The organism is Kitasatospora sp. NPDC004272 (assembly GCF_053603035.1).
Map to the genome: position 1 here is coordinate 1 of NZ_JBSGET010000154.1, position 20413 is coordinate 20413.

21 protein-coding genes and 1 riboswitch are annotated in these 20413 nt (G+C 73.3%); of the genes, 4 read left to right on the top strand and 17 right to left on the bottom strand.

The features are described from left to right. Positions 1–91 precede the first annotated feature (91 nt). Positions 92–286, bottom strand: coding sequence for a hypothetical protein (locus tag ACWEO5_RS32830; RefSeq protein ID WP_344559635.1), 195 nt, complete (start codon positions 284–286; stop codon positions 92–94). Positions 287–858: 572 nt separating this feature from the next. Further along, on the bottom strand, positions 859–1857 hold the full coding sequence (locus ACWEO5_RS32835) for a phosphatase PAP2 family protein (RefSeq protein ID WP_452165792.1): 999 nt from the start codon (positions 1855–1857) through the stop codon (positions 859–861). A 151-nt stretch (positions 1858–2008) separates the two neighbouring features. On the opposite strand from ACWEO5_RS32835, the gene ACWEO5_RS32840 reads away from it, so the two are divergent. After that, positions 2009–2668 carry a TetR/AcrR family transcriptional regulator gene (locus ACWEO5_RS32840; RefSeq protein WP_452165793.1) on the top strand — a complete coding sequence of 220 codons (660 nt, stop codon included), beginning with the start codon at positions 2009–2011 and terminating at the stop codon, positions 2666–2668. A gap of 220 nt (positions 2669–2888) precedes the next feature. Further along, positions 2889–3653, top strand: coding sequence for a glucose 1-dehydrogenase (locus ACWEO5_RS32845; RefSeq protein ID WP_344559627.1), 765 nt, complete (start codon positions 2889–2891; stop codon positions 3651–3653). A gap of 47 nt (positions 3654–3700) precedes the next feature. Here the strand turns inward: ACWEO5_RS32845 and ACWEO5_RS32850 are convergent, their stop codons facing one another. The 14 genes from ACWEO5_RS32850 to tdh form a co-directional block, all read right to left on the bottom strand. Next, positions 3701–4573, bottom strand: a complete 873-nt coding sequence (locus ACWEO5_RS32850; protein ID WP_452165794.1) for a bifunctional 5,10-methylenetetrahydrofolate dehydrogenase/5,10-methenyltetrahydrofolate cyclohydrolase — start codon at positions 4571–4573, stop codon at positions 3701–3703. A 25-nt stretch (positions 4574–4598) separates the two neighbouring features. Then, positions 4599–4680: riboswitch (ZMP/ZTP riboswitch) on the bottom strand. A 42-nt stretch (positions 4681–4722) separates the two neighbouring features. Further along, the gene (locus ACWEO5_RS32855) at positions 4723–5622 is read right to left on the bottom strand and encodes a Gfo/Idh/MocA family protein (protein WP_344559637.1); all 900 of its coding nucleotides are present in this window, start codon (positions 5620–5622) and stop codon (positions 4723–4725) included. A 187-nt stretch (positions 5623–5809) separates the two neighbouring features. Further along, complete coding sequence (locus tag ACWEO5_RS32860; protein WP_452165795.1) at positions 5810–6817, bottom strand: urease accessory protein UreD; 1008 nt, start codon at positions 6815–6817, stop codon at positions 5810–5812. Beyond that, positions 6814–7434 (bottom strand): urease accessory protein UreG, encoded by a 621-nt coding sequence (gene ureG / locus ACWEO5_RS32865; RefSeq protein ID WP_452165796.1) that lies wholly within the window; start codon positions 7432–7434, stop codon positions 6814–6816. Before ureG ends, ACWEO5_RS32860 begins: the two co-directional genes overlap by 4 nt. A gap of 22 nt (positions 7435–7456) precedes the next feature. Next, complete coding sequence (locus ACWEO5_RS32870; protein ID WP_452165797.1) at positions 7457–8158, bottom strand: urease accessory protein UreF; 702 nt, start codon at positions 8156–8158, stop codon at positions 7457–7459. After that, the gene (gene ureC / locus ACWEO5_RS32875; RefSeq protein WP_452165798.1) at positions 8155–9879 is read right to left on the bottom strand and encodes an urease subunit alpha; all 1725 of its coding nucleotides are present in this window, start codon (positions 9877–9879) and stop codon (positions 8155–8157) included. Before ureC ends, ACWEO5_RS32870 begins: the two co-directional genes overlap by 4 nt. After that, positions 9879–10316 (bottom strand): urease subunit beta, encoded by a 438-nt coding sequence (locus ACWEO5_RS32880; RefSeq protein WP_452165799.1) that lies wholly within the window; start codon positions 10314–10316, stop codon positions 9879–9881. Before ACWEO5_RS32880 ends, ureC begins: the two co-directional genes overlap by 1 nt. Before the next feature lie 78 nt (positions 10317–10394). Further along, positions 10395–11219, bottom strand: coding sequence for a cobalamin biosynthesis protein CbiX (locus tag ACWEO5_RS32885; protein ID WP_452165800.1), 825 nt, complete (start codon positions 11217–11219; stop codon positions 10395–10397). A gap of 3 nt (positions 11220–11222) precedes the next feature. Then, positions 11223–11528, bottom strand: a complete 306-nt coding sequence (locus ACWEO5_RS32890; RefSeq protein WP_344557103.1) for an urease subunit gamma — start codon at positions 11526–11528, stop codon at positions 11223–11225. A gap of 457 nt (positions 11529–11985) precedes the next feature. Beyond that, positions 11986–12393 carry a type II toxin-antitoxin system death-on-curing family toxin gene (locus ACWEO5_RS32895; RefSeq protein ID WP_452165801.1) on the bottom strand — a complete coding sequence of 136 codons (408 nt, stop codon included), beginning with the start codon at positions 12391–12393 and terminating at the stop codon, positions 11986–11988. Then, the gene (locus ACWEO5_RS32900) at positions 12390–12533 is read right to left on the bottom strand and encodes a hypothetical protein (RefSeq protein ID WP_344557101.1); all 144 of its coding nucleotides are present in this window, start codon (positions 12531–12533) and stop codon (positions 12390–12392) included. Before ACWEO5_RS32900 ends, ACWEO5_RS32895 begins: the two co-directional genes overlap by 4 nt. A gap of 210 nt (positions 12534–12743) precedes the next feature. Then, a complete protein-coding gene (locus tag ACWEO5_RS32905; protein WP_452165802.1) occupies positions 12744–13664 on the bottom strand; it encodes a LysR family transcriptional regulator in 921 nt (306 codons plus the stop codon). A gap of 368 nt (positions 13665–14032) precedes the next feature. Next, on the bottom strand, positions 14033–15223 hold the full coding sequence (locus tag ACWEO5_RS32910) for a glycine C-acetyltransferase (protein ID WP_452165803.1): 1191 nt from the start codon (positions 15221–15223) through the stop codon (positions 14033–14035). A gap of 64 nt (positions 15224–15287) precedes the next feature. After that, positions 15288–16319 (bottom strand): L-threonine 3-dehydrogenase, encoded by a 1032-nt coding sequence (gene tdh / locus ACWEO5_RS32915; protein ID WP_452165804.1) that lies wholly within the window; start codon positions 16317–16319, stop codon positions 15288–15290. Between the two features lie 415 nt (positions 16320–16734). Here tdh and ACWEO5_RS32920 point away from each other — a divergent pair, with 415 nt between their 5' ends. Further along, complete coding sequence (locus ACWEO5_RS32920) at positions 16735–18693, top strand: fibronectin type III domain-containing protein (protein WP_452165805.1); 1959 nt, start codon at positions 16735–16737, stop codon at positions 18691–18693. 104 nt (positions 18694–18797) lie between these two features. Here the strand turns inward: ACWEO5_RS32920 and ACWEO5_RS32925 are convergent, their stop codons facing one another. Further along, a complete protein-coding gene (locus ACWEO5_RS32925; RefSeq protein WP_452165806.1) occupies positions 18798–20015 on the bottom strand; it encodes an FAD-dependent monooxygenase in 1218 nt (405 codons plus the stop codon). A 169-nt stretch (positions 20016–20184) separates the two neighbouring features. Here ACWEO5_RS32925 and ACWEO5_RS32930 point away from each other — a divergent pair. Next, positions 20185–20413 (top strand): GntR family transcriptional regulator (locus tag ACWEO5_RS32930; RefSeq protein ID WP_452165807.1); only part of this gene is annotated, 229 nt, incomplete at its 3' end.

A 20413-nucleotide genomic window follows, 5' to 3' on the forward strand; every position in this document is an offset into this window, starting at 1 on the left:
TCGAGCCACGCGGCCCCATCGAGACCGAAGCAGCACGCCGCCTCGCCGACGACCTCAACGATCAGTAATCAGCTAATTACCCCACACTTTCTCAGAGCAGCCAGAGGCCGAAGCCCGCGACCAGGATGCCGAAGGCGATCAGCAGCGGGCCGAGCAGGTGGTCGCGGGGGCGGTCGGTGCCGGGGCGGATCCGGATCGTGGAGGCCAGGCCGAAGCCGGAGAGCAGCACGCCCAGCGAGGTCAGGACCGCCCACAGGGCCGATGCGGCGACGTGGCCGGAGATCATCGGGCCGTCGGCCGGCCGGCGGTCCGGGAGCGCGCGCCGGGCGCTGACGGGGCGTGGGGTACGGCCATGATGCGGGTCCTCCTGCTGGGTTCCGCACGACGCTACCGGGGGGCGGAACAAGACTCCGCCACGGATTGGCAAAGCCTTCGCCGCACCCGTCCGGCCGAGCCGGAACCGCGCGTCCTGACGTGCCGTCAGGTTCACTCGGGCGGCCCACCAGCGCGGACGCGGGGTCGTTCGATTCACAGGGAATGCCCAGGGACCTCCCGGCTGCCGCCCAGCATCGGCCGGCCGGGCCTCCGAGGGGGTCGGGCGGGCTCCCGGAGGGGCGGCGGGAAGGCCGGCGACCGGGGCTCCGGAGGGCCGGGCGGGAGGTGGGCCGGAGGTGGCGCGGCAGTGCCGTCCAGGTGTCCTCCAGGTGCCGTCCAGCTGGTGCGCAGGTGGTGTTCAGGCGCTCCGGAGCGAACCGTCCGGGGCGCGCCGCGACCCCGTCCGGACATGCGGAAGGCCCCGGTCCGGCACCACCTTGCCGGGCCGGGGCCGGGGCCCACGGAGTGGGGGGACGTCCCTCGTCAGCCGACCGGGACGGTCGGTTCGGCGGCGGGGGCGGCGGCCGCCTCCTTCGCCTCCCGGGCCGCGGCGCGGCGGGCGACGAAACGGTTGACCAGGGCGACCATCGCCCAGGCGAAGGCCCAGCCGACCAGGATGTCGATGATGAAGTGCTCGGCGCCGTAGACCAGCGTGAAGGCCATCGCCAGCGGGTACGCGGCGAGCAGGACCCGCAGCTTGCGGCCGGCCAGCGGCCAGAAGAACAGCGCGATCACCATCGGGTAGGCGGCGTGCAGCGAGGGCATCGCGGCGACGTCGTTGGCGAACTTGCTGCCGTTCTCGAAGATGGTGCCCGCCCGGGGCAGGCCGCTGTCGTTGAGCACGGTGTTGACCACCCGGTCGACGACCGGCATGTGGCCCTCCAGGCCGGCCAGCCACGGCGGGTCGGCGGGGTAGAGCACGTAGGTGGCGAAGCCGATCGCGGTCATCGCCAGGTAGCAGCCGAGGAAGTGCCGGAACCGGGCGTGGTTGCGCTTCCACAGCACGGCGAGGATCACGAACACCGCGAAGAAGTGCGACATGTAGACGGTGACGGCGGCGTAGTCGTACCACTGCGGGTGGCCGGGGTGGTAGAGCAGGTCCTGCAGGCGGACGGTCCAGGTCTCGCCGAAGCCGAGCACCTCGTCGAAGGCGATCTGCGGGGCGTAGTGCGGGCGCCACGGCGTGTGCGCCCCGTAGCCGCGGAGCAGGGAGTACGCCCAGACCACGGCCATCACGGGGACCCAGTCGCGCAGGACGTACAGCCAGCCCTTGCGGCCGCCGCTGTGCACGGACGCCGTGACCAGGGCGGCGATCAGCCACAGGAAGACCACGTCGTTGGCGTAGGGCAGGCCGTAGACCGCGAGGTAGCGCCAGAAGGCCAGCGCGAAGAGCGGCCAGGCGAGGTGTCGGAGCTTGAGCCGGGACAGCAGGTGGAGCGCCAGGGAGCGTGACCGGGCTGCCAGGTGGGACGAGTCGATCATGCGTCACGAAGCTAGCAACAGCGGCTTGGAGATTCCTCTTGCCGCGCGCCGGGGTTCCCAGCGAGTTCCCAGGCGGCCCACGGACGGGTGGCGGGGGCCGCCAACCGGACTAATGCTCGACATTAATAATGGTGAGCATTAATGTGGAGACATGACGAGGAAGTCGACGGGTGCACGGAGCACCCTTGTGGGTGGCGGCTCCGGCGACGGCTCCACCCGGGCGCTGCTGATCCGGTCCGCCGAGCGCCTGTTCGCGGCGCAGGGGGTGCACGGCGCGCAGCTGCGCGAGGTGGTGCGGCAGGCCGGGCAGGCGAACCCGTCCGCGGTGCAGTACCACTTCGGTTCGCGCGAGGGCCTGCTGGACGCGGTGATGGCCGAGCGCCAGCAGCGCACCGAACGGGCGCTGGCCGCGCGGATGCCGCAGCCCGAGGGGCGGCCGCTGGGCGAGCTGCTGGGGGCGCTGGTCGACGCGGAGGCCACCGAGCTGCGCACCGAGCGCGGCCGGGACTGCCTGCGGATCTCCACCCAGGTCAGCCACCGCAGCGGCATCCGGGAGCGGCGTCCGCACGCCGGGCTCGCGGGCACCTTGTACTGGCGGCTGATCCTCGAACTGGAGGCACCGCTGGTCCCGCTGGCCCCCGAGGCCGTCCGGCTGGAGCGGATCGACCTGGCGCTGACCCTGATCGGGGCCGCGCTGGCCGAACGCGCCCGGCAGCTCGCCGAAGGCGAGCCCACCCTGAGCGGGGACGGCGCGTACCTCGCCGACCTGGTCTCCGTCTGCACCGGCCTGCTGACCGCGCCGGTGCCCTGAGCGCCCCGCCCGGAGCGGGAGACCCCGGCCCGGCGGCGGTGGCGGTGGCGGTGGCGGTGGCGGTGGCGGAAGGAGGACGCAGGACCCAGCGGTAGGGCGCGGACGCAGGAGGCGGACGCGGAGCGCGGTGCGGCGCTGTGGAGGCAGTGGCTGAAGCAGCGGCGGCGGCGCGGCAAGGAAACCGGGCGCCCACGAGGCGCCGAGCACCGAGGAGCAAGTCATGAGCGAGTTGTCCGGCAAGACCGTCATCATCACCGGCGGGGCCCGGGGCCTGGGCGCGGAGACCGCCCGGCAGGCGGTCGCGGCGGGGGCGAACGTGCTGATCACCGACGTCCTGGACGCGGACGGCGAGGCCACCGCCGCCGAACTGGGCGAGCGGGCCCGCTATCGCCACCACGACGTCAGCTCGGAGCAGGACTGGGCGGACGCGGTCGAGTACGCGCAGGCCGAGTTCGGCGCGGTGCACGGGCTGGTGAACAACGCGGGCATCTCCACCGGGAGCTTCCTGGTCGACGAGTCGGTGGAGCACTTCCGCAAGGTGCTCGACATCAACCTGACCGGCGTGTTCATCGGCATGAAGACGGTCGTCCCGGCGCTGCGGGCGGCGGGCGGCGGCTCGGTGGTGAACATCTCCTCGGCGGCCGGCCTGATGGGCCTGGCGCTGACCGCCGGCTACGGCGCCTCCAAGTGGGGCGTGCGCGGCCTGACCAAGATCGGCGCGGTGGAGCTGGGCGTGGACCGGATCCGGGTGAACTCCGTCCACCCGGGCATGACCTACACGCCGATGACCGCGTCCACCGGAATCCAGCGCGGCGAGGGCAACTACCCCAACACCCCGATGGGCCGGGTCGGCGAGGCGCCCGAGATCGCCGCGGCCACCGTCTTCCTGCTGTCCGACGCGGCCTCCTACGTCACCGGCGCCGAGCTGGCGGTGGACGGCGGCTGGACCACCGGCCCGACCGTCCGCTACGTGATGGGCCAGTGATCCCGGGCGGCCGCGCACCGGCCGACGACCGGTGCGCGGCCGTCCGATCACTGCCGCTGCGGGCCGAGTTGACGCGTCGCCGCCTCCACCGTCTGGGCCAGTAGCACCGCGATCGTCATCGGGCCGACGCCGCCCGGCACCGGGGTGATCAGGCCGGCGCGCTCGCGGGCCGAGGCGAAGTGGACGTCGCCGACGTTGCCGGGGTTGTAGCCCGCGTCGATGACGACCGCGCCGGGCTTGAGGTGTTCGCCGCGGATGAGTTCGGGCCTGCCGACGGCGGCGATCAGGACGTCGGCTTCGCGGACGATCGACGGGAGGTCGACCGTCCGCGAGTGGCAGTAGGTGACGGTGGCGTCGCGGGCGAGCAGCAGCATGCCCGCGGGCTTGCCGAGGATCGCGCTGCGGCCGATCACGACGGCGTGCTTGCCGGTCAGCCCGACCCGGTACTCGTCGAGCAGGCGCACGATGCCGCCGGGGGTGCAGGAGGTGAAACCGGGAAGGCCGAAGGACATGGCGGCGAAGGAGTGCGTCGTGACGCCGTCGACGTCCTTGGCGGGGGCGATGGCTTCGAAGGCGGCGCGTTCGTCGACCCGCGGGCCGGCCGGATGCTGGAGCAGGATGCCGTGGACGGTCGGGTCGGCGGACAACTCACCCAGGACGTCGACGAGTTGGGCGGTGGTGGTGGCGACCGGGAGTGGGACGTGGCGGGAGCGGATGCCGGCCTTCTCGCAGCGGTTGCGCTTCATCCGGACGTAGGTGACGGAGGCCGGGTCCTCGCCGACCAGGACGGTGGCGAGGCAGGGGGTGACACCGGTGCGCAGGCGGAGGTCGGCGGCCCCGGCGGCGGTGGCCTCGATGAGGCGGCGGGCGGGGGCGGTACCGTCCATCAGCCGGGCGAGGACGGGGTTCTGGTCGGTCATGGGCGCAACTCCCTGGGTCTCGGGGTGAGTTCGCCCAGGCGCGCGGCAACGGCGGTGCGGCCGCTCCCCGGTGGTGCTCCACCCGTGCGCCAGTCACGGCCCTGCGGGCATCGTAGCCGAGGGCCGGACCGGACGGCGGGGAACCGGGGTCAGGAGGCGGCGGATTCGATCCGCTCGACGATGAGTTCGCAGAGTTCGTGGGTGCGCAGGGCGTCGGTGGCGTCGAGGGTCTTGCCGGCGCGGAGGGCGTCGAGGAAGTGCAGGACGACCTGTTCGATGCCGCGCTGGCGGGCGACCGGGACCCAGTCGCCGCGGCGGCGGACGGTGGGCTGGCCGCGGTGGTCGATGATTTCGGCGAGGTTGTGGACCTCGCGCTTGGAGTCGGCGCCGGAGACTTCGAGGATCTCCTCGGTGGAGCCGGAGACCCGGTTCATGATGCCGAGGGCGGTGAAGCCGCGGCCGGCGAGGGTGAGGACCAGGTGTTCGACCAGGCCGTCGCGGGTGCGGGAGCGGACGTCGACGTGTTCGATCTCGCCGGGGACGAGGAAGCGCAGGCTGTCGACGACGTGGATGAAGTCGTCGTAGACCAGGGTGCGGGCGCGTTCCGGCAGGCCCTCGCGGTGCTTCTGCAGGACGATCAGGTCGCGCGGGCGTTCGGCGGCGAGCAGGTAGCCGGGGGCGTGGCGGCGGTTGAAGCCGACCAGCAGGGAGCGGCCGGTGTGTTCGGCGAGGGCGACCAGGCGGCGGGCGCCGTCGAGGTCGTAGGCGAGCGGCTTGTCCACGTAGACGTCGACGCCGCGGGTGAGCAGTTCCTCGACGATCGGGACGTGCTGGTCGGTGGCGGCGTGGACGAACGCGGCGCGGATGCCGGAGTCGATGAGTTCGCCCAGGTCGGTGGTGCGGAATGGGAGGCGGTGGGCGTCGCCGATCCGGTCGAGCTTGGCCCGGTCGCGGGTCATCAGGCGCAGGTCGAGGCCGGGTTGGGCGGTGAGGACCGGCAGGTACGCCTTCTGCGCGATGTCGCCGAGCCCGATGACGCCGACCGGGATCGGGGTGGTGCTGCGGCCGGTCTCGTGATCGCTCATCGGGCACTCCTGCGAGGGTGGGTGGTGGTCGTCCCTGACCACCCGGCAGCATATGCCAGGACGCTCGTTGAGCTGTCCGAACGCCGCTGGATCGGCCGATTCGCGTCGGTGCGGGCCCGATCCCCGGCGGCGGGCCGACCGGGTCGCGGGTCTAGGTCTTGCGCAGTTCGGGTGCGGGGGCCCCGATCAGTTCGCGGCGGACGGCGTCCCAGGCCGTGCGGAGGGCGGCCGCGCAGGAGCGGGTGTCGGGGCCGAGCAGGCGCAGCCAGGCGCCGCACTCCCCCGGCAGGGTGGAGACGCCGTACAGCGGGCCGCGGTCGCCGAGCGGGGCGAGCGCGGTGTGCAGGACGTCGGCGATCCGGGCGGCCGGGGCGAGCGGGCTGAGGACGTACAGGGTGGACATCACGTCGTGCCCGGCCAGGACGGCCGGGCCGGTGACGCCGCCGCCGGGGGTGGCGGCGGGGACCAGCCGGACGGTGTCCAGGGCGAGGAGTTCGCCGTCCGGGCGGCGTGCTTCCAGGTCGGCGGCGAACACCCGGTAGGCGTGCCGTTCGCCGCGGGCGAGCCGGCCGGCCAGCACGGTCTCGCCGGCCAGCACGGTGGCGGACGGGTCGACGGTGAGGACGGTGCGCTGGTAGAGGCGGGAGCCGGCGAACGGGATGACCGGTTCGGGGAGGTACTCGACGTAGGCGCGCGGGCCGGCCGTCAGGTGGACCAGTTGCGTCGCGTAGTCGTGTTCCATCCGGTGCACCTTGGTGGCCGCCTGGGTGGTGAGGTGCACGGCGGTGTCGGCGCCGCAGTGCAGGTCGGTGCGGAGCCGGTCGGCCTGCAGGACGCCGCCGCCGGTGGACATCAGGAAGGTGACGGCGAGGTCCGGCCGGGCCGGGTCGAAGTACAGCGGGCGGGTGATCTGCAGCGGTGACTTCTGGTAGTGGCCGGTGAGTTCGGTGCGGCCGCCGACCCGCTCGAAGGCCAGTTCCAGCAGGCCGACCTTGCCGGGGCGTCCGACCGCGAGGGTGTCGGGCGTCCCGGCGAGGCAGCGGACCTCGGGCGGGACGCGGGCCGGTTCGTAGTGCCCGGGGTCGAGCCGGGCCGGTCGGACGAGCGGAGCCGGTCGCGCGGGGTGGGTCGGTCGTGCCGACGGCCGGGCGGGGGTCACCCGGCGGCCTTGCGGAAGGTGGCCAGGAAGTCGGCGATCTCCTCCAGTCCCGCGCCGGTCAGGCAGTTGGTGAGGACGACGGGCTTGCCCTCGCGGACCCGGTGGGCGTCGGCCTCCATCACGCCGAGGTCGGTGCGGACGTACCGGGCGATGTCGATCTTGTTGATGACGAGCAGGTCGGACTCGGTGATGCCGGGGCCGCGCTTGCGGGGCATCTTCTCGCCCTCGGCGGTGTCCAGCACGAACACGAACACGTCGGCCAGGACGGGGCTGAAGGTGAGGGTGAGGTTGTCGCCGCCGGACTCGTACAGCAGGGTGTCGACCTCGGGGAAGCGCTCCAGGAGTTCGGCGCCGGCGGCCAGGTTCATCGTCGGGTCGTCGCGGACGGCGGTGTGCGGACAGGCGCCGGTCTCCACGCCGACCACCAGCTCGGGGTCCAGGACCCCGGCCAGGGTGCGGCGCACGTGCTGTGCGTCCTCCTGGGTGTAGATGTCGTTGGTGATCACCGCCGGGCGGTGGCCGCGGGCGATCAGCTCCGGCACCAGCGCCTCGATCAGCGCGGTCTTGCCGGAGCCCACCGGGCCGCCGATGCCGATCCGCAGGACGTTCTCGGTCAACTCTTCGCCTCCGTGACGGTTCTCAGGTCATGAACAGCCGGGCCTCGGCCCGCTCGTGCCGCCCGGACATCGCGTCGGCGACCGGGACGCAGCCGCCGAGGTCGGCCGGCTCCCTGGCCAGGGCGGCCTCGACGGTCTCCCGGATGACCGGGGCGGCGCCGCGCAGCAGCACCTGGGCCCTGCGGTGGTCGGTCAGCCGCAGCCGCAGCGCGGCGCCGACGAAGCTGCTGCAGAACGCGAACAGGTCGCTGGTGGCGGCCTGTTCGACCGGGACGCCGGCCGCCGCGTGGGCGACTCCGGCGGCCACCGGCTGGCAGCCGGGGGCGCGCTTGGCCGCGACCAGGTCGGCGTACCGCTCCAGCGCTTCGCCGCCGATCGACTCCCGTGCGATGTCCAGGAGTTGGCGCCCGGTCCGGGTGGCGGCCAGCCGCAGTTCGCGGTTCAGCCGGGTGGCGTGCAGCCGCCGGTCGACGGCGGCCAGCAGCTCCCACTCCCCCGCCGTCGCGGCCCGGTGGGCCAGGACCAGCGCGGTGGCGTCGGACGGGCCGACGCCGTGCCGGAGCAGGTCGGCGAGCAGCGCGGGCAGCGTCTCCGGGGTGACGGCGCGCGCCTGGGCGTAGCCCTCCAGGCCGTGCGAGAGGGTGTAGAAGCCGCTGGGGAAGGCGGAGTCGGTGAGCTGGAGGCAGACCAGCAGCGCGTCCGTCCCGCCGGTGGCCGGGGTCACGCGAGGTAGAAGAGGTGGTTGAGCGGCAGCGACCGGGCCGGTTCGATGGTGGCCGGTTCGCCGTCCAGGGTGACCCGGTAGGTCTCCGGGTCGACCTCGATCCGTGGCAGCGCGTCGTTGCGCACCATGTGCTGCTTGCCGACCGAGCGGCAGCGGCGCACCGGCAGCACGGTGCTGCGCAGGCCGAGTTCGGCCGGGACGCCGAGGTCGACGGCGGCCTGCGACATGAAGGTCACCCGGGTGGCCTGCCGGGCCCGGCCGTACTGGCCGAACATCGGCCGGTAGTAGACGGGTTGGGGGGTGGGCAGCGAGGCGTTCGGGTCGCCCATCAGCGCCCAGCCGATCATGCCGCCCTTGATCACCATCTTGGGCTTGGCCGCGAAGGAGTGGATCGGCCAGAGCACGATGTCGGCCAGCTTGCCGGGCTCCAGCGAGCCGATGTGGTCGGCGGTGCCGGAGGCGAGGGCCGGGTTGATGGTGAGCTTGGCGAGGTAGCGCAGCACCCGGAGGTTGTCGTTGCGCTCGCTGTCGCCGTCCAGCTTGCCGCGCTGGTCCTTGCAGTGGTGCGCGGTCTGGAAGGCGCGGGTGAAGGACTCGCCGATCCGGCCCATCGCCTGCGAGTCGGAGGAGAGGATCGAGATCACGCCCTCGTCGTGCAGCACCGTCTCGGCGGCGATGGTCTCGGCGCGGACCCGGGAGTCGGCGAACGAGACGTCCTCGGGGATGCTGTGGCTGAGGTGGTGGCAGACCATCACCATGTCGAGCAGCTCGTCCACCGAGTTGACGGTGTAGGGCAGCGTCGGGTTGGTGGACGAGGGCAGCACGTTGGGCTCGCCCGCGATCCGCATGATGTCGGGGGCGTGGCCGCCGCCCGCGCCCTCGGTGTGGAAGGTGTGGATGGTGCGGCCGTCGACCGCGGACAGGGTGTCCTCGAAGTAGCCGGACTCGTTCAGGGTGTCGGTGTGGATCGCCACCTGCACGTCGTACTCGTCGGCGACGGACAGCGCGCTGTCGACCGCGGCCGGGGTGCTGCCCCAGTCCTCGTGCACCTTGAGGCCGCAGGCGCCCGCCTCGACCTGTTCGCGCAGCGCGCCGGGCAGCGCGCCGTTGCCCTTGCCGAGCAGGCCGACGTTGACCGGCAGGTCCTCGACGGCCTGGTGCATCCGGTGCAGGTTCCACGGGCCGGGCGTGCAGGTGGTGCCGTTGGTGCCGTCGGACGGGCCGGTGCCGCCGCCGATCAGCGTGGTGATGCCGTTGCTCAGCGCCTCCTGGACCTGCTGCGGGGCGATGAAGTGGATGTGCGTGTCGATGCCGCCCGCGGTGGCGATCAGGTGCTCGCCGGAGATCACCTCGGTGCCCGGGCCGATCACCAGCCGGGGGTGCACGCCGCCCTGGGTGTGCGGGTTGCCCGCCTTGCCGACCGCGGTGATGAAGCCGTCCTTGACGCCGATGTCGCCCTTGACCACGCCGAGCACCGCGTCCAGCACCACCACGTTGGTGATCACCAGGTCGAGCGCGCCCTGCGCGGAGGTCGCCGCCGGGTCCTGCGCCATGCCGTCGCGGATCGCCTTGCCGCCGCCGTACACGGCCTCGTCGCCGTAGTGGCCCTGGTTGAAGTCCCGCTCGACCTCGACGACCAGGTTGGTGTCGGCGAGGTGGAAGCGGTCGCCGACGGTGGGACCGAACAGGTCGGTGTACTGCTTGCGGGGGAGGACGGCCATCAGCGCTCGCCTTCCTGGCGCCCGGGGGCGCTCGCGGGGACGCTCGCGGAGCTGTTCCCGGGGGCGCCGGCGCTCCGGAACCCCTGCTCGGCGGCCCGGCGCAGCGCCCGCTCGCGGGTGGCGGGGGCGGTGACGCCGCCGTCCGCGAGGCCGGCGAAGCCGACCAGGCGGCGGTGGCCGCCGAACTCGGCCAGCACGACGTCCCTGGTGTCGCCCGGTTCGAACCGGACGGCGGTGCCGGCCGGAATGTCGAGGTGCATGCCGAAGGCGGCCGCGCGGTCGAAGGCGAGGGCCCGGTTGGCCTCGAAGAAGTGGTAGTGCGAGCCGACCTGGATCGCCCGGTCGCCCGTGTTGCTGACCGTGACGGTGGCCTTGGCGCGGCCGGCGTTGATCTCCACCGGGTCGTCGCCGTACAGGTACGCGGCGCCACCGGACATGGCGGCCTCCCTCTCTGTCGGGTGCGGGGGGCAGTGCGGGTGCGTGGGCGTGGGCTTGTGCGTGTGCGCGGGCGGGGGTCAGTGCGTGTGCGCGGGTGCGTGGGGGTGGCTGTGCGCGTGGCCGTGGCCGTGCTCGGCGTCCAGGCCGGCCGCGATGCCGTCCTCGCCGTGGCCGAGCAGGTGCAGGGCCGCCACCGTCCGGGCCGCGACCACGCCGGTGACGGCGGACGGGTGCAGCAGCGGGCCGCCGTCGCGCACGCCGGGCACGGGGGTGCGCAGGGCGGGACCGAACGAGGCGGGCACCGCCGTGACCGTCCGGGCGCCGAGCAGGCGGCAGCGGGCCGCGCCCTCGGCCGGGTCCGGGTCGCCGCCGTCGAACGCGACCTCCACCCAGCGGTGCCGGCCGAACTGCCGGGCCAGCCGGGCGATCCGGAACAGTTCGGCGTCCTCGAACGGGCCGGCCGCCGGGGCGGTGACCAGCACCGCGCCGTCCGGGGCCGCCGGGGCGCCCGGGGCCGTCCCGGCGGCGGCGCGCAACCAACCGGTCAGGTGTTCGGCGGCGGCGAACGGCGCGGCCAGCGCGAGCCGGCCGGCCCCCTCCCCGGCGGCGAGCCAGCGCAGGGCCCGGGCGGCGTCGGCGACCAGGCGCGGATCCCGGCCGAGGGTCATCGGGACGACGCACACCGGGCGGTCCCCGGCGGCGGCCAGGGCCGACCGGACCGCCTCGGCGAGCGGCCGTCCGGCCGGGGCGACGGCGTGCACCGCAGCAGCGGCGGTGGCCGGTGCGGCGGCGGTGGCGGCGTGCGTCCCGGCTCCGGCGGGGGCCAGGGCGGCGAGGTCCCGTCCGCCGTCGCTCTCGTGGCCCGCGGCCAGGACCACGAGGGCGCGCTGAGGGGGCGTCATCGGTCAGGCGCCGACCGGGTCGTGACAGGAGACCAGTTTGGTGCCGTCGACGAAGGCCGCCTCGACCTGCAGCAGCGGGAGCATCGCCCGCACTCCCGGCATGACCTCCGCGCCGCGGACCGCCTGCTTGCCGATCTCCATGCACTCGGCGACGGTGCGGCCGTCCCGGGCGCCCTCCATGACGGCCTCGCTGATCAGCGCGCAGGCTTCGCTGTAGTTCAGCTTGACGCCGCGGTCGCGGCGCTTGCGGGCCAGGTCGGCCACCACGTAGATGTACAGCTTGTCGATCTCGCGCGGGGAGAGATTCACGGGAACCACTCGTCCTTTCCGGAATTCGATCGAAATGCCGGGACGCTCTCGCACTGCTCGAATGTTCGATTGTTTGGACGCCCGATGCCCGGGCATCGCGGAAGACCCGCCGCACATTTCCGACCGGGGCCGCGCAGCGGTTTTCGGCACGGCCGTCCGGTCCGGAAGCCGACTCCGACGATTTCCCTGGAACCGTACTCCTGCGCCTTGCGAATGCCATCAGGAACGGAGAGTCGCGCCGAGTTCACGGATCGTTACCATGTGGCCATTGAGCTGCAACAATCTGTTGAATTCGGTGCACCCGGCCCCCGACGGGCGGGCGATCCTTTGCGAAGTTTTACCGGCCCGTAACGCCCCACCGGCTCCGGCGGCGGCCGTGTGCCCGTCACGAATGAGAATGTGTCCGGCAATTCGGTCAGGGCAGCGGCGAGGGTCCGCCCCCGGCCCGAAGGGGGATTCAGAGCCCGGCGGCGCCGAGCATCCGGCGGAAGTCGGCCACCGCGTCGTCGAACCGGCCCGCGTAGCCGCCCTGGGCGAGCCTCAGCATGAAGGCCACGGCGTCGTCCGGGTGCGGGTCGCTGTAGGGCTGCCCGTTGTAGTCGAGGAACAGCAGCATCGACTCGAAGGTGGTCCGCTTGTTCCGGTCGGTGAGGGGGTGGTTGCGGGCGATGGACTCGCCGAGCGCGACCGCCTTGGTCCACACGTCCGGGTAGGCGTCCGCGCCGAAGGCCGACGCCTGCGGACGGCCGAGCGCCGACTGCAGCAACGAGCGCTCGCGCACCACGGCGGCGCCGCCGACCAGGTAGGCGATGTCGTCCTCATCGAGGTGGTCGGTGCGGGCGGGAACGGAACGGTGCGTGCTCACAGGTCGGCCAGCCTCTCCAGCGTCTCGGCGTTCGCCGCCCGGATCCGCGCCACCAGCGCGGCCCGCCGCTCGGCGCGCCGCTCCGGCGGCCAGTCGGCGGCCCGCGGGTCCCGCTGCTCCACCTGCTCCTGCTGCTCCACCTCGGTGCCCCCTCCCGGCCGGTTGCCGTCGACGGACAGAAGCTAGCCGTCCGGGCGGATCACGGTCGATCGATTATTCGACGGCGGGCGGTGTGGGGCTGGGTGGGAGCGGGACAGCCCGGTGACGAGGATGTGGGCGAACCGGGCCGGGGTCGGCGCGCGGGGAAGGCCCGGCGCGACCGGGATCCCGGTGGGGGGGCACGGAGGGGATCAGGCCGGGTGGTCGAGGTGCCCGGCCGCCCCGGCCAGCGCGGTCAGGACCGGGCTGATCAGTGGGTGGAGTTCGGCACCGGCCCGGGTCGCGGCGAAGACGCGGCGGGTGGCGAGGGGGCTGTCGACGGGACGGACGGCGACGGCGTCGAGTTCGGTGCCGCGCAGGGCGGAGCGCGGGACGAGGGCGACGCCCGCGCCGGCCGAGGCGAGCGCGGTGACGGCCCGGAAGTCGTCGGAGGAGTGCACCAGCCGGGGTTGGAAGCCCGCGTGTTCGCAGGCGAGCAGGACGACGTCGTGGCAGGGGTTGCCCGGGTAGGGGCCGATCCAGGGTTCGGCGGCGAGGTCGGCGACGGCGACCGGGCCGGGGCGGTCGGCCAGCGGGTGGTGCAGCGGGAGGACGGCGTCGAAGGGCTCGGCGTACAGCGGGAGGCGGGTGAGACGGCGGTCGTCGGGGCGCGGGGCGCCGCGGTACTCGACGGCGACGGCGATGTCGGCGCGTCCGTCGAGCAGCATCGGCAGGCTGGCGTCGCCCTCCGCGTCGAGGACGCGGACCCGGAGCGCGGGGGCGGTCGCGGCGAGTGCGGTGACGGCGGGGGCCAGGACCAGGGCGATGCCGGTGGCGAAGGCGGCGACGGTGATCTCTCCGGCCGTGCCGGAGCCGTAGGCGGCGAGGTCGGCCTCGGCGCGTTCGAGCTGGGCCAGGACGGCGTCGGCGTGGGTGAGCAGGATCTCGCCGGCGGCGGTGAGCCGGACGCCGCGGCCCGCGCGGACCAGCAGGGTGTGGCCGGTCTCCTGTTCGAGGGCGGCGAGCTGCTGGGAGACGGCGGAGGGGGTGAGGTAGAGCGCGGCCGCCGCGGCGGTCACCGTCCGGTGGTCGGCCACGGCCCGGAGGGTCCGCAGCCGTCGTGCGTCGATCACGGGGTCAATTCTGCCAGCGCGGCGGGGCCGGTCGGGACGCCGGGTGGCCCGGGTCGGACCGGTCGGGTCCAGGCGTCCGACCGGTCGGACGGCGGAGCGGCACGGCTGTCCGGCTCGCTGGCGGTGGGCGACCGCGGACCGCTCTGCGAGGAGTGGGCAGGACGGGGAGCGGGCGGTGCGAAGCACGACCGGCGCGGGAAGCTGCCAGCCCGAAGCACAAGCGGCGCATGGCACGAGCAACGCGGGGGCACGGGCGGCGCGGGGAGCCGGGCATGGCTCCCCGCGCCGGGCGGGCCGTCCCCGGAGGGGGGGTCGGGGCGGCCCGGGGGTGGGTGCGGTTGAGGGTGCCCGCACCTGGTCCGGTCGGGTCAGGCGTCCAGGGCGGCGCGGGCGTCGACGAAGGCGGCGACGGCGCGTTCGACGTCCTCGGTGCTGTGCGCGGCGGAGAGCTGGACCCGGATCCGGGCGGCGCCGTGCGGCACCACCGGGTAGGAGAAGCCGATCACGTAGACGCCGCGTTCCAGCAGGAGTTCGGCGAGGCGGCCGGCCCGGGCGGCGTCGCCGACCATGACGGGGGCGATGGCGTGCTCGCCGGGCAGGATCTCGAACCCGGCCTCGGTCATCTTCGTCCGGAACAGCTCGGTGTTGGCGCGCAGCCGGTCGCGCAGGTCGTCGCTGGTCTCCAGCAGGTCGAGCACGGTGAGCGAGGCGGCGGCGATCACCGGGGCGAGCGAGTTGGAGAACAGGTAGGGGCGGGAGCGCTGGCGCAGCAGGGCGACGATCTCGCGGCGGGCGGCGACGTAGCCGCCGGACGCGCCGCCGAGGGCCTTGCCGAGGGTGCCGGTGATGATGTCGACTCGGTCCGTGACGCCGTGCAGTTCGGGGGTGCCGCGGCCGGTGGGGCCGACGAAGCCGACGGCGTGCGAGTCGTCGACCATGACCATGGCGTCGTAGCGGTCGGCGAGGTCGCAGATCTCGCGCAGCGGGGCGATGTAGCCGTCCATGGAGAACACGCCGTCGGTGACGATCAGGCGGCGGCGGGCGTCCTGGGTGTCCTGGAGCTGCTTCTCCAGGTCGGCGAGGTCGCGGTTGGCGTAGCGGTGGCGGCGGGCCTTGGAGAGGCGGATGCCGTCGATGATGGAGGCGTGGTTGAGGGCGTCGGAGATGACGGCGTCGCGGTCGTCGAGCAGGGTCTCGAAGACGCCGCCGTTGGCGTCGAAGCAGGAGGAGTACAGGATGGTGTCCTCCTGGCCGAGGAACTGGGAGAGCCGCTGCTCCAGTTCCTTGTGGACGTCCTGGGTGCCGCAGATGAAGCGGACGGACGCCATGCCGTAGCCCCAGCGGTCGAGGGCGTCCTTGGCGGCGGCGACCACGGCGGGGTGGTCGGCGAGGCCGAGGTAGTTGTTGGCGCAGAAGTTGAGCACCTGGCCGCCGTTGCCGGAGGTGACGGTGATCTCGGCGGACTGCGGGGTGCCGATGACGCGCTCCGGCTTGAACAGGCCGGCTTCGCGGATCTCGGTGAGGGTGGCGGCGAGGTCGTCGCGGACGTTCTCGAACACGGGGTGTCGCTCCTAACGGGGGATCAGCGGGCTTACCGGGTCAGCGGGCTTGCCGTCATAGCGCTCACAGCGTCGTCCAGTCGAGGATGACCTTGCCGCAGTTGCCGCCGGCGGCCTCGTCGAAGGCGGCCTCGTAGTCCTGGGCGGCGTGCCGGCCGGTGATCACCGGGGTGAGGTCGAGTCCGCCCTCCAGCAGCACGGACATCGCGTACCAGGTCTCGAACATCTCGCGGCCGTAGATGCCCTTGATGGTGAGCATCGAGGTGACGACCCGGGCCCAGTCGATCGGGAAGTCGTCGGCGGGCAGGCCGAGCACGGCGATCTTCCCGCCGTGCGTCATGTTGGCGATCATCGACTGCATGGCCTCGGGGCGGCCGGACATCTCCAGGCCGACGTCGAAGCCCTCGCGCAGGCCGAGCTGGTGCTGGCCGTCCTCGATGGTGTGCTGCGAGACGTCGAGGGCGAGGGTGACGCCGAGCTTGCGGGCGAGGTCGAGGCGGTACGGGGAGACGTCGGTGATCATGACGTTGCGGGCGCCGGCGTGCTTGGCGACGGCGGCGGCCATGATGCCGATCGGTCCGGCGCCGGTGACCAGGACGTCCTCGCCGACCAGCGGGAAGGACAGCGCGGTGTGCACGGCGTTGCCGAACGGGTCGAAGATCGCGGCGACGTCGAGGTCGACGGGGACGCGGTGCACCCAGACGTTGGAGGCGGGCAGCGCGACGTACTCGGCGAACGCGCCGTCCCGGTTGACGCCCAGGCCGATGGTGTTGCGGCACAGGTGGCGGCGGCCGGCCAGGCAGTTGCGGCACTTGCCGCAGACCAGGTGGCCCTCGCCGCTGACCAGGTCACCGACGGTGACGTCGGTGACGGCGGCGCCGACCGCGGCGACCTCGCCGACGAACTCGTGGCCGATGGTCATCGGGGTCTTGATGGTCTGCTGGGCCCAGTTGTCCCACGTGCGGATGTGCAGGTCGGTGCCGCAGATGCCGGTGCGCAGGACCTTGATCAGGACGTCGCCGGGGCCGATCTCCGGTTCCGGGACGTCGGTCATCCAGAGTCCGGGTTCGGCGTTCAGCTTGACGAGTGCCTTCACGGCGAGCGCTCCTGACGCGGGGTTCGGCGGGCCTGCGGGTCGGCAGGCCGCGGGGCGGGCGCTGCGGGGGTCGCAGGCCCGGTGGGGCGGCCCGGCGTGCGGCGGTCACCGGCCGGGCAGGGTGAAATCTGCCTGGTCACGGCGGGTTCGGTCCATCGAGGAATTCTTAACGGGTGCCACAGCTGGGCTGAACGATCGTGCCCGAGCTGGGCCTCGGGGCCGGTTCCGGCGTGCCGCAAGACACCCGGACGGAGCAGTGCCGCGGCGGCTCCCGGAGGGTGCGCGGCGGGTCCTGACGGAGGGTCAGCGAACCGTCCGCACCTTGACCTAGCCTTGACATAACCAATTGGTCCAGTCCATTTTGTTGTGCGCGCTCCCAACGCACCTCCGCCCCCATCCCCCACTGGAGGTACCCGTGCACGCCCCCAACCGCCGCGCCACCGCGATCGGTGCCGCCGCGCTGCTGCTGGCGACGGCCGCGGTCGCGGCCGTCCCGAGCAGCGCCAGCGCCGCGAACATCCTGACCAACCCCGGTTTCGAGACCGGTTCCCTGAGCGGCTGGACCTGCTCCGGCGGCCTCGGCTCGGTCGTCTCGACGCCAGTCCACGGCGGCAGCAAGGCGCTGGCCGGCGCGGTCAGCGCCTCGGACAACGCCAAGTGCGTCCAGACCGTCGCGGTGCAGCCCAACACCACCTACTCGCTGTCGAGCTGGGTCCGCGGCAACTACGTGTACCTCGGCGTCACCGGCGGCACCTCGACCTGGACGCCGTCCGCCGCCGACTGGAAGCAGCTGACGGTGAGCTTCACCACCGGCGCTGCGCAGACCACCGCCGAGGTGTACCTGAACGGCTGGTTCGGCCAGGGCACGTACTACGCGGACGACATCAGCCTGGACGGCCCCGGCGGCGGCACGCCGGACACCCAGGCGCCGACCGTCCCCGGCAACCTGACGGCCACCTCGACCGCGGCCACCCAGGTCTCGCTCTCCTGGGGCGCCTCGACCGACAACGTCGCCGTCACCGGCTACGACGTCTACCGCAACGGGACGCTGGTCACCACGGTCACCGGCACCAGCGCGACCGTCACCGGCCTGACCGCCTCCACCTCGTACACCTTCACCGTGAAGGCGCACGACGCGGCGGGCAACGCCTCCGCCGCCTCCAACTCGCTCGCGGTGACCACGCCCGCCGGCGGCGACCAGCAGGCGCCGACCGCGCCGAGCGCGCTGACCGCCACCGCGACCGCAGCCACCCAGGTCTCGCTGTCCTGGGGCGCCTCGACCGACAACGTCGGCGTCACCGCGTACGACGTCTACCGCAACGGCACCCTGGCGACCAGCGTCACCGGCACCACGGCGACCGTCACCGGCCTGACCGCCTCCACCTCGTACACCTTCACCGTGAAGGCCCGGGACGCGGCGGGCAACGCCTCCGCCGCCTCCAACTCGCTCTCGGTGACCACGCCTTCGAGCGGCGGCGGCACGCCCGGCACCTTCAAGCAGGCCGCGCCGTACCTGTACAACGGCTGGGGCAACCCGCCGGCCGCGGCCACCGTGATGAACGCGACCGGCATCAAGTGGTTCACCCTCGCCTTCGTGCTGGCGCAGAACGGCTGCAACCCGACCTGGGACAGCCAGCGCCCGCTACTCAACGGCGTGGACCAGCAGACCATCAACGCGGTGCGCGCCGCGGGCGGCGACGTCGTCCCGTCCTTCGGCGGCTGGTCGGGCAACAAGCTCGGCCCGAACTGCGCCGACGCGACCGCGCTGGCCGGTGCCTACCAGAAGGTGATCGACGCCTACAACCTGAAGGCGATCGACATCGACATCGAGAACACCGACGAGTTCGAGAACTACACCGTCCAGGACCGCATCCTGAACGCGCTGAAGATCGTCAAGCAGAAGAATCCGGGCATCAAGACGATCGTCACCTTCGGCACCGCCACCAGCGGCCCGACCGCCCCGGGCAACCGGCTGATCGAGCAGTCCAAGGCGCTCGGCGCGGACATCGACGTCTTCACCATCATGCCGTTCGACTTCGGCAACGCGTCGACCGACATGTACGCCGCCACCGTCAGCGCGGCGACCGGCCTGAAGAACAAGCTCAAGTCGGTCTACGGCTGGGACGACGCCACCGCGTACTCGCACCTGGGCATCTCCGGCATGAACGGTCTCAGCGACAACAACGAGACCACCACGATTGCCAACTGGACCGCGATCCGCGACTGGGCCAACACCAACCACATCGCCCGCCTGGCGTTCTGGTCGGTCAACCGCGACCGCGGCTGCGCGGGCGGCGGCCTGCAAGAGACCTGCTCCGGCATCGCCCAGTCCGACTGGCAGTTCACCTCCATCACGGCCGGCTTCACCGGCTGACGCGCCACCTCTTCCCCGACGGCCCCGGTCTCACCCCACGGAGACCGGGGCCGTCCCCGTTCCCGCCCCCCGGGCCCGGCTCAGAGACCGGCTCGGGGCCCGGCTCAGGCGAACGCCTGCTGGTAGTCGGGGAGTTCGACGTCGGACGCCTTGGCGGCCTGGGACTCCATCAGGCGGCGCAGCGGCCAGCGGGTCATCCAGCGCATGGAGGCGGCGCGCAGGGCGATCATCGGGGCGCTGCCGGGGGCGTAGCCGCGCATGCCGCCGGGCGGGAGTCGTCGGGCCTGGGCGGCGTAGGGGTGCATGCGGTGCTGGTAGGCGGCGTAGGCGGTGGTGAAGTCGCCTCGGGCGGTGGCGAGTTCGCCGGCCAGTAGGTGGGCGCCGACCAGGGCGAGGCTGGTGCCGAGGCCGGTGAGCGGACTGGGGCAGCAGGCGGCGTCGCCGACCAGGGCGACCCGGCCACGGGCGTAGCCGTCGAGGCGGACCTGGCCGAGGTGTTCGAAGAAGAAGTCGTCGGCGTCGGCCATCGCGGCGAGCAGCCGGTCGGTCTCCCAGCCGGCCCCGGTGAACTTCTCGGTGAGCAGGCGCTGTTGGGCGGTGCGGTCGCGGCGGTCGAGGGCGACGGGGGCGGAGCGGAAGCTGAGTCCGACCTTGGTCTCGCCGGGCAGACGGCCGGGGCGGGCCATCGCGACCAGGCCGCCGGGGGCGTTGTACATCAGGAACCAGCCGTCGAGGTCGAGGTCGAGGCGGGCGGTGAACCAGGCGGTGTAGCCGCCGAGCGGGACGAAGTGCTCGCGCTCCGGGCCGAAGGCCAGTCGGCGGGTGACGGAGTGCAGGCCGTCGGCGCCGACCACCAGGTCGAAGCGGCGGGGCGGGGCGTTCTCGAAGGTGGCGTGCACGCCGTCGGCGTCCTGGTGCAGGGCGGTGAGGGTGTCGTCGAAGAGGTGCTCGACGTCGTCGGCGACGGCTCCGTGCAGCAGGTCGGCGAGGTCGCCGCGGAGGATCTCCAGGTCGGAGACGATGCCCTCGCCGCCGAAGAGTTCGGTGGGAAGCCGGGCGGTGTGCCGGCCCCGGCGGTCGACCAGGGCGATGCCGCGCTGGTCGACGGCGAGCTCGCGGGCGCGCTCCAGCAGGCCCATCCGCTCGACGACGGTGCGTCCGGCGCCGCGCAGGTCGACGGTCTGGCCGCCGGACCGGGAGGTGGGGGCGCGCTCCACCACCACCGGGCGGAAGCCCGCCCTGCGTAGCCAGTACGCCAGGGCGGAACCGGCGATGCCACCGCCCGAGACGAGGATGTCGGGGTTCGTCGTCATGTTCTCCATGACACCGAACGTACGCCGTACGCAGTGCACTGGGCAAGGCGAAGATGAAGGGATTCGGGATTGCTGCCCTAGTGCACCAGGGCGCTCGGGCGAGGGTCGGCGGCTGGTGCCGCGAGCGCCGCGGCAGCTAGCATGGCGGGCACTGGTGCACTAGTGCGGAGGTGGGCGGGTGGACCGCTACGAGCAGATCGCGGCCGAACTGCGGGAGCGGATCGAACGCGGCGAGCTGCGCCCGGGCGACCGGGTGCCGTCCACCCGGGAGATCACCCGCCGCTGGAACGTGGCGATGGCGACGGCCAGCAGGGTGCTGGCGGAGCTGCGCGGCCGGGGCCTGGTGCGGGCCGTCCCGGGCGTCGGCACGGTGGTCGCCGGACGCCCGGAGCCGGCACCGGCCGCCG

What these genes read in the sequence shown, in the direction of transcription:
- ureC (WP_452165798.1), bottom strand. Translation starts at nt 9,879, where the DNA reads ATGGCCGTCCTCCCCCGCAAGCAGTACACCGACCTGTTCGGTCCCACC.
- ACWEO5_RS32830 (WP_344559635.1), bottom strand. Translation starts at nt 286, where the DNA reads ATGATCTCCGGCCACGTCGCCGCATCGGCCCTGTGGGCGGTCCTGACC.
- ACWEO5_RS32835 (WP_452165792.1), bottom strand. Translation starts at nt 1,857, where the DNA reads ATGATCGACTCGTCCCACCTGGCAGCCCGGTCACGCTCCCTGGCGCTC.
- ACWEO5_RS32925 (WP_452165806.1), bottom strand. Translation starts at nt 20,015, where the DNA reads ATGGAGAACATGACGACGAACCCCGACATCCTCGTCTCGGGCGGTGGC.
- ACWEO5_RS32840 (WP_452165793.1), top strand. Translation starts at nt 2,009, where the DNA reads ATGACGAGGAAGTCGACGGGTGCACGGAGCACCCTTGTGGGTGGCGGC.
- ACWEO5_RS32850 (WP_452165794.1), bottom strand. Translation starts at nt 4,573, where the DNA reads ATGACCGACCAGAACCCCGTCCTCGCCCGGCTGATGGACGGTACCGCC.
- ACWEO5_RS32880 (WP_452165799.1), bottom strand. Translation starts at nt 10,316, where the DNA reads ATGTCCGGTGGCGCCGCGTACCTGTACGGCGACGACCCGGTGGAGATC.
- ACWEO5_RS32885 (WP_452165800.1), bottom strand. Translation starts at nt 11,219, where the DNA reads ATGACGCCCCCTCAGCGCGCCCTCGTGGTCCTGGCCGCGGGCCACGAG.
- ACWEO5_RS32845 (WP_344559627.1), top strand. Translation starts at nt 2,889, where the DNA reads ATGAGCGAGTTGTCCGGCAAGACCGTCATCATCACCGGCGGGGCCCGG.